Source organism: Bacillota bacterium (assembly GCA_040754315.1).
GTDB lineage: Bacteria > Bacillota > Sulfobacillia > DUSP01 > JBFMCS01 > JBFMCS01.
The window spans coordinates 1-9,478 of sequence record JBFMCS010000046.1 but is presented as its reverse complement, the minus strand read 5'-3'; the positions used below and the strand labels follow the sequence as shown (position 1 = coordinate 9,478).

Here is a 9,478-nt window from a genome sequence, read left to right as displayed (position 1 = left end):
CTTGAACCAGCGCCAGGCCGTCTGGTATCGTACGCCGTTTTGCTTTGCCCATTCTGACAGCTTCATGGGATTACTATAACATAGAAAAGCATAAATCACTGCACTATCGCCAGCAGTTAACAACCCCACCAGGCAATACTCGGGGAAGCACAGGAACTTGACCCCAAGGGTCCGGGCTGCTTCCGCATGTTCTTCTAACATGCGAAGGACCCCGTGAGTACTGCTTTCCGCTACCTCGGACTGGACAGAACCCACCCTGACGACGTTCATTCAAGACCCCCCTACAGACGTCTAGCTTTCCAGCTCCTGGAAGAGCTCCGTGGTTGAAGGCTGCGGTCTAGAGGCCAGGGAGATGATTACATATATCAAGGTATTAAGGGTAAACCCGATGATACCCGGGGTCCAGCTTCCGAACAGGGCCTGCGACAGTGTGGCGTTCCAGGTGAAGTACAGGGTGACAGGTATCCCCACAGAGAGACCGGCTACGGCTGCCGTCTTGTTGCCCCGGGTCCAGAGAGCCCCCAGGATGATTGTGGGGAACAGGTTGACCAGGTTCTCGTAGGTGAATATTGCTATGGACACGAGCATTGGCAGTTCCATCATGGCCACCACCAGCGCTGACAGCACGAAAACCAGGGCTGATATGCGACATATTGTGAGGATCTGCCGGTCTGTAAGGCCGGGCTTGAAGGGCTTGATGATGTTGTTTGCCACCACGACACTGTTGGTTGCCAGCTGGGAGTCGATGGATGACATCTCGGCTGCCACTATCACAATCGCGGCAAAGGCCAGGAGCAATGGGCCGCCGGCCATGGTAAACATGGTGAGAAAGCCAGCCTCAGGGTCCGCCGCCACTTCCGCTATCAGGCTCCCGCCCATGCTCATGATGACCAGCATCACGAAGATGAGAACCATGAGGAAGGGTGCCCCCACAATTACCTTCCGAACCTCAGAAACGCTTTCGGCTACAAATATGCGGTTGAAGATCTCCAACCAGCAATAGGAACCTATGATACCACCAAGGATGATGCACGTCCAGTAGGGTTTATCCGCTATCGTTAGCAGCTCGGGTTTCTCGCTGGCAAGGCGGGAGAGGAGTGGCCCAAATCCTCCGAAGAGGGAGTAGGTTACGAACACTATGCCGGCGAGCACCACAACGACCGAGATTATCCCCTGGTAGAAGTCCAGGATGACTACTGTACGTTGTCCTCCCCACATCACATATCCCGCTATGAGGAGCACCACGATCGTCATCCCCAGGTTGAATGGTACGGCGCCCCCGGTTAGAGCGCTGGCCACGTACCCGAAGGTCTTAAAGGCGATGATGTGCCACGGGAAGTTTAGAAGGATACCGGCGATGGCAATGAAGATGGCCAGACCCTTGCTGCCGTACCTGAGCTCAATGAAGTCTGGCAGGTTGTACAGGTTATGAGCCTTCCCCCATGACCATATCCTGGGAGCGATCAGGTAGTAGACCACGAGTCCACCGAGGCCATACAATGCCGCGTATTGAGCAAGCATGCCATCCACAATACTCATGCCGACCCAAGCTGTATAGGTGGCTCCGACAATCCACGTGGCCAGAACTGTAAACATAACCATGTACCACTTGAAGGATCGACTAGCCACAGCGAATTCTGCTACGCTCTGATCATGGAGCTTGCCGAAACGCCTGGCAATAAGTCCTACGCTAACCAGGTAGACAGCTACTATTGCCATAGCTAAGACTGATTGGCTTGGCATCTCTTCTACCTCCCTTCTTCGCTCCTCCACAGAATGGTCAGGGCAATGCACGAGCCGAAGGTCACTACCAGGAGCCAGAACTGAAGGAAAGGCATTCCCAGGATCCAGGGTTCCACCCGGTTGAACAGGCCAAAAACCGGTGGAAACAATACTGTCGCAAACAGCACTGCGATGATGCCCAGAAGAAGGACTCGCGGTTTCACTTACTACCCCCCCCTTCAGAAGATTTAGTGAGGGATTCACCGTTACCCCTGCTAATCCTCCTAGGCTTTCCATGCTGGTTAGGCCTGGGCTCCAAGAACAGGGCTCCTTGTTTGGCATCCTGCCAGTGGGATTTGCGAAGGGGAAATGGTGCTTATAAGGATCCGGGCGGTTTCAGGGATCCTTGATCCCGGCCCGGTTACAGCCCCCAAGATGCTGGATCTGTGCAAAGGGTGGTGGGCCTGGGCACATGGTGCCCAGTGCACATAGCGCTGGCCAAGAGACGTCCCGAGTTCCATAAAGGTGTCTCCAGGGGGCGCATCCACCGCCGCCACTCCGTAAAGGATGTACAATGCGGCGTGCCGGAACCCTGGATTGAGCCCACCACATATGAGAAGCTCATCTTGTGTTCCCTAAGCCCTTCCAGGCCGGAAATAGCCAAGACGCCGGGCTTTTCCCTGTGGATGCCACTGAATATGAGGGTGGATGCCAGCACCGTAGGGTTCGTCCTCGTGGGTGTGAACGTCGATGAATCCCGGGGTTACGCAGAGCCCAGAGACGTCCACATCGGTGTGCCCGGCCAGCCCCTCTCCCAGTTCCGCAACGCAGTTTCCCTCTACGGCCAGTCCAGCACTTCATCCAGGCCTGATGACGGGTTGATCACCCTGCCATTCTTCAGAACCGTACGCATTCGGCCCCCCCGCACGGAAGTGTGAACTTGGTCCAGGGATTCGGTTAGATGGGCAGAATCCATCTCGTGCCTGGCGCAAGGCGGAACCGGTCTACCAAGTACCAGGCTCCCGCGAAACAGGAGCAGTTTCGCAAGATGAGAAATCCCGCGTTGCAGGATCCGGTGGAGGTGTCCAGGCAGGGGTGGAATGCGTGGGCGATGCGAGCACCCGGTGTTCCCGGCTCCTGGCAAGGAAACCACTAGGCTAGACAGGGAGATTCCTCGCCGGTGGCGAAAGATTTCTCACTTCGGGAATTACGGCTGGAGATTGGCCTGATCCCCAGCTAGAAGGAATGCCTGGAGCAGGCTTTAACTCGGGAATTCCCCGAAGCCCGGCTCCAAGGTGAGGGGAATTCATGGCACGAGTATTGCAGTCACACGTGTGAGGCGGGTTATGCGCAGGCTGTGTGCCTGCTTGGAAACGAAAGAAAGGCTGGGCCGGCAAGACCGGGCGGCAGTTGAGGTGATCCGATCTGAGCACAGGGACGATATTCAATATCATGAGGTATTCCATACACGATGGCCCGGGCATCCGCACGGTGGTGTTCCTGAAGGGATGTCCCTTAACCTGCTGGTGGTGCCACAATCCTGAAGGGCAGGATACTACCAGGGAAGTTGTATTCTTCGAGGGTAAATGCCAAAGGTGCGGGCGGTGTCTCGAGGCCTGCCCGCACCAGGCCATCTCTCCTGGGACGTACCATACCATCCGGGACAGGTGTGTGGTGTGCGGGGCATGTGCTCGCGCCTGCCGTACCGGAGCCCGCGGGTGTGCCGGGAGGACAATCACCGTCTCCGAAGTGCTGGCGGAGATCAAGAGGGACACCATCTTCTACGACGAATCCGGGGGCGGTGTGACATTCTCTGGAGGCGAGCCACTGATGCAGCCGGTGTTTCTGAAGGAGGCCCTCACTGGCTGCAAGGCCTTGAGGATCCACACTGCTTTAGACACCTGTGGCTACGCCCGCAGGGAGACCCTGCTATCCGTTTGTGACTACGTGGACCTTTTCCTATTTGACCTCAAGGTTATGGATGATGACAGGCACCAGCGGTACACCGGAGTGTCCAACACTCTCATCCTTGAGAACCTGCGGCTCTTGGACGACCTTGGCCACGATATAGCTATCAGGATACCGCTGGTCCCGGGGTTAAACGATGATGAGGAGAACCTCAGGAAGACAGCTGAGTTCGTCTTTAGCCTCAAGCGGGTGCCCTGTGTCCATCTTCTCCCCTACCACGAGATAGGGGTTGACAAGCACGCCAGGTTGAGCAAGACATACCTTGTTGATGCCAAGCCTCCGGGAGAAAGCCAGGTCGAGGCGAGCCGCGGGGTGCTGGCGGACTACGGATTAGTGTGCCATATAGGAGGTTGATACCGTGAACGAACGCGTTGCCCGGCTCAGGCAGGAGAGTATCGACGCCGAGCCCTGGCTGTCCACGGAGAGGGCGGAGCTCATCACTGAGTTTTACAGGCAAAACCACGAACCGTTTCCCCCAATCCAGCGTGCCCTAGCCTTCAAGCACCTCATGGAGAACAAGGCCATCTACATAGGTCCAGGGGAACTCATCGTGGGCGAGAGGGGGCCAGGTCCCAAGGGCACGCCTACCTTCCCGGAGCTGTGCTGTCATAGCCTGGAGGACCTGGACATCATCAACCGCAGGGAGAAGATAGCCTTCTTGGTAAGTGAAGAGTCAAGGAGGGTTTACCAGGAGGAGATAATCCCCTCCTGGAGGGGACGCTCCATGCGGGACATCATCTTCCGGGAGATGTCCGCCGAGTGGAAGGACGCCTACGAGGCAGGCATCTTCACGGAGTTCATGGAGCAGCGGGCACCGGGCCACACCGTCCTGGATGATAAGATATACAAAAAGGGGTTCCTGGACTTCCAGCGCGAGATAGACGAGGCGCTGGAAGGCCTTGACTACGCTAGTGACCCGGATGCCTATGCCAAGCAGAAGCAACTGGAAGCCATGAGGATCTGTGCCGGCGCCATTATAAGGTTTGCCCAGCGACATGCGGAAAAAGCTGAGGAGATGGCCCGGGACGAAACAGACCCCAGCCGCCGCCGGGAACTTGGGCAGATAGCCAGGGTGTGCCGGCATGTGCCCGCCAATGCCCCCAGGGACTTCTGGGAGGCGCTCCAGGCCTACTGGTTTGTGCACCTTGGGGTAGTGACTGAGCTGAACACCTGGGATGCCTTCAACCCGGGGAGGCTGGACCAGCACCTGAACGACTTCTACCAGAGGGGCATCACCAGTGGAGACCTGACCCCGGAGTCTGCCCGGGAACTCCTGCAGTGCTTCTGGGTGAAGTTCAACAACCAGCCGGCTCCCCCAAAGGTTGGTGTGACGGCGGCGGAGAGCGGGACCTACACGGACTTCGCCAACATCAACTCCGGGGGCCTGAGGCCTGACGGCTCTGACGGGGTCAACGATGTGACCTTTCTCGTGCTGGATGTCATTGACGAGATGCGGCTACTGCAGCCCAGCTCCAACATACAGCTGAGCAAGATGAACCCCGACCGGTTCCTCCTGAGGGCATGCGAGATCATCCGCAAGGGCTGGGGGCAGCCGTCGGTGTTCAACGCAGATGCAGTGGTTGAGGAGATGATCCTCCAGGGCAAGTCAGTACAGGATGCCAGGAACGGGGGCACCAGCGGCTGTGTTGAGACCGGGGCCTTTGGGAAAGAGGCCTACATCCTCACAGGCTATTTCAACCTGCCCAAGGTCCTCGAGATCACCCTCAATGGCGGAAATGACCCCAGGACGGGGAGGAGGATAGGCCTGGAGACCGGGGATCCCCGGAAGATGGGGTCATTTGAAGAGGTGCTGGATGCCTTCCGCCGGCAGCTGAAGTTCTTCATAGATATCAAGGTCAGGGGCAGCAGCATTATTGAACGCCTTTATGCTACCCAGATGCCCGCGCCCTTCCTATCCGTCATCATCGATGACTGCATAAAGAAGGGCCGGGATTACAACGATGGGGGCCCTCGATACAATACCAACTACATCCAGGGGGTGGGCTTGGGCACCATCACTGACAGTCTTGCCGCCATAAAGCACCACGTGTTCGACCAGGGCGACATCCCCTGGGTATCCCTGTTGAAGGCGCTGGAGGCGGACTTCGAGGGGTACGAAGACCTCCGGCATGCCCTGCTGGAGGACACGCCCAAGTACGGGAACGATGATGACTACGCCGACAGCATCATGGTTGAGGTGTTCAATTCATATCACGATGAGGTCACAGGCCGCAGGAACACCAAGGGCGGCGTGTACAGGATAAACATGCTGCCCACCACCTGCCACGTCTACTTCGGCTCGGTGACAGGGGCCCTTCCCGATGGCAGGCGGGCCTGGCAGCCCCACTCGGAGGGCATCTCCCCGGTCCAGGGGGCTGACCGCCACGGCCCCACAGCGGTGCTCCGGTCGGCCAGCAAGATGGACCACATACGCACAGGGGGAACACTGCTGAACCTGAAGTTCACCCCTGCCATACTCCAGGGCGATACGGGACTCCAGAAACTCGCCCACCTCATAAGGGCATATTTCCGCCTGGACGGGCACCACATACAGTTCAACGTGGTGAATGCGGCAACCCTCCGGGCGGCGCAGGCGGAACCGGAGAAGTACAGGGACCTTATCGTCAGGGTAGCGGGGTACAGCGACTACTTCTGTGACCTGAGCAAGGCACTGCAGGACGAGATCATAACCCGGACGGAGCACGCCTGTTTCTAGGGCTCAGGGCTTTTCCAAATCCAGGTGCTTGAGCCGGCGGTAGAGGGTGCTCAGGTGAATGCCGAGGGCGCGCGCAGCCATGCGTTTGCCCTCGGTGTGGTAGCCGAAGGTTTCCAGGGCTTGACGGATGCTTTCCGCCTCCACGTCGCTAATGCTCTTAACGGCACTGGGTGGGTCTATGGCGCTCCCGTGGAGCACATCGCTGGTGAGACTCCCTGGGAGTATGGAGTGGGAGCCTTCTACGTTCACCGCGTACTCCACAGTGTTCTGGAGCTCCCGCACGTTGCCAGGCCACTGGTAGGAACGGAGAATGCTCATGGTCTCCGGGCTGATGGATCTGATCTCCCGGTGATATAGGGCTGTATAGACCCTTAGGAAGTGGTTGGCAAGGAACTCGATGTCCTCGGGGCGTTCCCTCAGCGAGGGGATCTTGACGGGCATGACATTTAGCCGGTAGTAGAGGTCGCTCCTGAACTTCCCTCGTTGCGCCAGGTCAAGAAGGTCCCGGTTGGTCGCGGCAATGATCCTTACATCAACTGGGACGGGCTGGGTGCCGCCCAGGCGTTCCAGCACCCGGTGCTCCAGTACCCTGAGGAGTTTCACCTGCATGTGCAGGGGCATGTCTCCGATCTCGTCCAGGAAAAGGGTGCCCCCTGCAGCCAGCTCGAACTTCCCGGGCTTCCCGCCCTTCCGGGCACCGGTGAAGGCCCCTTCAGCGTAGCCGAAGAGCTCGCTCTCCAGGAGGGTGTCGGGGATCCCCCCCGAGTTGACGGGGACAAAGGGTTTGCCTGCCCTGGGGCTGGCCGAGTGTATGGCCCGGGCGAATATCTCCTTGCCTGTCCCTGTATCACCCAGGAGAAGCACGGTGGCGTTGCTCCTGGCTACCTTCATTGCCCGCTCCTTCGCAGCGGCGAGCTGGGGGCTCCTTCCCAGTATGTCATCGAAGGTATAGATGGTATCCTTCCCGTGTACCCTAACGGCTAGGCGGTCAACGGCCTCCAGGGTCCTGAACACGCAGACTACTCCCCCGTATCCATCTGGCGACTTGATGGCCTTGACGGTTCCCGCACAGTGCAGTGTGGTGCCCCTAATGGTGAAGTCCACGGGTTCATCCTCCAGGTCTTCCTGCAGGTCCAGGCACCGCACTACCTGGTCGCCCTGGATGGTCTTCCCGAATATGGAGCCATCCAGGACTGACGGGTCTGTTACCCCCAGTATCCGGCAGGCTGCCGGGTTGATACTGATGATGCGGCGGTCTGCCTGGATAGCCATGATCCCATCGGAAACGGAGTGAAGGATGTTCTCCAGCTTCGAGGCCAGGGACGCCAGGGCCCGGGAGTTCTCCATTTCTGAAACCTTGGCAGTTATGAGGTCCGATATCCTCTCGGTGAACCTGGTGAGTCCCTCAACCTGGTCCAGGAGCCGGTGACGCTCCCGCTCGTTCACGGCCACAAGGCCGATGCATCCTACCACCGCTGGGCCGCGGCGAATGGGCCACACTATCTCAGCCGTGGCCCTGCAGGCATCCCTCTCCTTGCACCGCAGGCATACTCCGTGGGAACGAGGCTCATCGATGAAGAGTGGTTCCCCGTGGGCCAGCACGTACCGGTAGGACTGGCCTGAGCGGGGCTCCACTCCCACCCTGTCAGGGGCAGCGCCAGCCTTGGCGATCCTGGTGAGGTCCCCATCAACGATGTCCACCTGCACCTGCAAGACGGCGGCCAGCGCGTCGGCTATCTGCTGGAGGGTCACGGCCATGGCGGCCAGCGGCAAGAGATCCACCCCTCTCACCAGGGTATCTTAGTGGTCCGTGTGATCTGGGGTCCCCTTCATAGTTCGCCTGAGGACCGGTGAATCCTCCGGGTGCCCGCCGGTGTCAAGCGGGCAGAGTAAGGCACACGTGGGCATGTGCCACGTGTGCCTCGCCAGCCCTTTGCTCTGTTGCCTAGTACTTCTGAAAGATCTTGGCCTGGGCACCGCAGATGGGGCACCTCTCGGGCGCGGCTCCGGTACCTACCCACCCGCACACCGGGCACAGGCTGACCTCACTATCCTCCATATCCTTGCCTTGCTCTACACGGGCTCTGAGTTCCTGGTAGGTCCGGCCGTGAACCTTCTCCGCTTCGTTGGCCAACTCAAAGGTCTTAAGGGCTTTCTCCTGGTTTTCTGCCCTGGCGGCCTCGATGAACTCCGGGTACATGGTGGTGAACTCGTAGTGCTCACCCTCCATGGCTGTGGCGAGGTTCTCAAGGGTGCTGCCCACCTTGCCGGCGACCTCCAGGTGCTTGAGAGCGTGAATGGTCTCGGCCTCAGCTATGGCACGGAATACGCGGGAGACGTTCCTATAGCCCTCAGCCTCGGCCTTTTTGGCAAAGGCCAGGTACTTGCGGTTTGCCTGGGATTCCCCTGCGAAGGCAGCCATCAGATTGTCTGCGGTACTCACATAAAACCCCCCCGATAATAATAATTCTCCGTTAGGTATCATTGTAAGCTATTGGCGTAGCCTTGGCAATAGCCTTCGTACACAGTCTTCATATTCATAATATAAGTATTCCTGGGGTCCAGGTGTCCCCTGGGGTAAGGCAACCCAACCTGTGTGCGTATTCCGACGAAATCGGTCACCTATTCTGATCCAAATCATCCACCCATTCCGCTTGAAATCGACCAGTGGTTCCGCATGATGGCACGTGTTCAGAGATCACCCTCCGCATCGACTCCCACTTCAGAGAGTAGATGGAGTGCACCAGACGGTCCAGAATGGCGTCAGCCTCAGTAGGACCGGCGAGGGTCGCGTGCCCTGTCAGAGGGCCAAGCAGGGCATTGATACTGAGCAGTTCCATTCTGGCTGCGAGTCCACAGCACAGCACAACCCCCTCAAAGTGTGTCGTTGTTATACAATCATCTGTTGACAAAGGGCACACTTGAGGGAGAGCGTGGTACGAGAGAGTAGTGTCCGGTAGAATGGTGTAAAAAGGGAATCAGAGGTAGAAGGGCCTAGAGAGGAAGGTGAGGAGGAAAGGCCACCCTCTCCCTGGTAGATGGAAAGGTGAGTAAACCAAACATCACCAGGAG

Annotated in this window: 8 protein-coding genes; 3 read left to right on the top strand and 5 right to left on the bottom strand. The window is 58.4% G+C overall.

Features of this window, described 5'->3' with window-relative positions; genetic code table 11:
* From AB1576_09625 to AB1576_09615, 3 genes are all read right to left on the bottom strand, one after another.
* Positions 1 to 270: hypothetical protein (locus AB1576_09625; GenBank protein ID MEW6082014.1), on the bottom strand; the 270-nt coding region annotated here is incomplete at its 3' end.
* Positions 271 to 291: 21 nt separating this feature from the next.
* Entirely contained in the window at positions 292 to 1,743 is a 1,452-nt protein-coding gene (locus AB1576_09620; GenBank protein ID MEW6082013.1) for a sodium:solute symporter family protein, read from the bottom strand.
* A gap of 5 nt (positions 1,744 to 1,748) precedes the next feature.
* Positions 1,749 to 1,946: a DUF3311 domain-containing protein gene (locus AB1576_09615; GenBank protein ID MEW6082012.1), complete on the bottom strand. Its 198-nt coding sequence runs from the start codon at positions 1,944 to 1,946 to the stop codon at positions 1,749 to 1,751.
* Between the two features lie 222 nt (positions 1,947 to 2,168).
* Between AB1576_09615 and AB1576_09610 the strand changes: the two genes are divergently transcribed.
* The 3 genes from AB1576_09610 to hypD all read left to right on the top strand — a co-directional run bounded on the left by AB1576_09610 (position 2,169) and on the right by hypD (position 6,406).
* Complete coding sequence (locus tag AB1576_09610; protein MEW6082011.1) at positions 2,169 to 2,660, top strand: hypothetical protein; 492 nt, start codon at positions 2,169 to 2,171, stop codon at positions 2,658 to 2,660.
* Between the two features lie 514 nt (positions 2,661 to 3,174).
* The gene (locus AB1576_09605; protein ID MEW6082010.1) at positions 3,175 to 4,044 is read left to right on the top strand and encodes a glycyl-radical enzyme activating protein; all 870 of its coding nucleotides are present in this window, start codon (positions 3,175 to 3,177) and stop codon (positions 4,042 to 4,044) included.
* A 4-nt stretch (positions 4,045 to 4,048) separates the two neighbouring features.
* A complete protein-coding gene (gene hypD, locus AB1576_09600) occupies positions 4,049 to 6,406 on the top strand; it encodes a trans-4-hydroxy-L-proline dehydratase (protein MEW6082009.1) in 2,358 nt (785 codons plus the stop codon).
* Between the two features lie 3 nt (positions 6,407 to 6,409).
* Here the strand turns inward: hypD and AB1576_09595 are convergent, their stop codons facing one another.
* Together AB1576_09595 and AB1576_09590 are read right to left on the bottom strand one after the other, a co-directional pair.
* Positions 6,410 to 8,188 (bottom strand): sigma 54-interacting transcriptional regulator, encoded by a 1,779-nt coding sequence (locus AB1576_09595; protein MEW6082008.1) that lies wholly within the window; start codon positions 8,186 to 8,188, stop codon positions 6,410 to 6,412.
* Between the two features lie 163 nt (positions 8,189 to 8,351).
* The gene (locus AB1576_09590) at positions 8,352 to 8,849 is read right to left on the bottom strand and encodes a rubrerythrin family protein (protein ID MEW6082007.1); all 498 of its coding nucleotides are present in this window, start codon (positions 8,847 to 8,849) and stop codon (positions 8,352 to 8,354) included.
* Between the last annotated feature and the right edge of the window lie 629 nt (positions 8,850 to 9,478).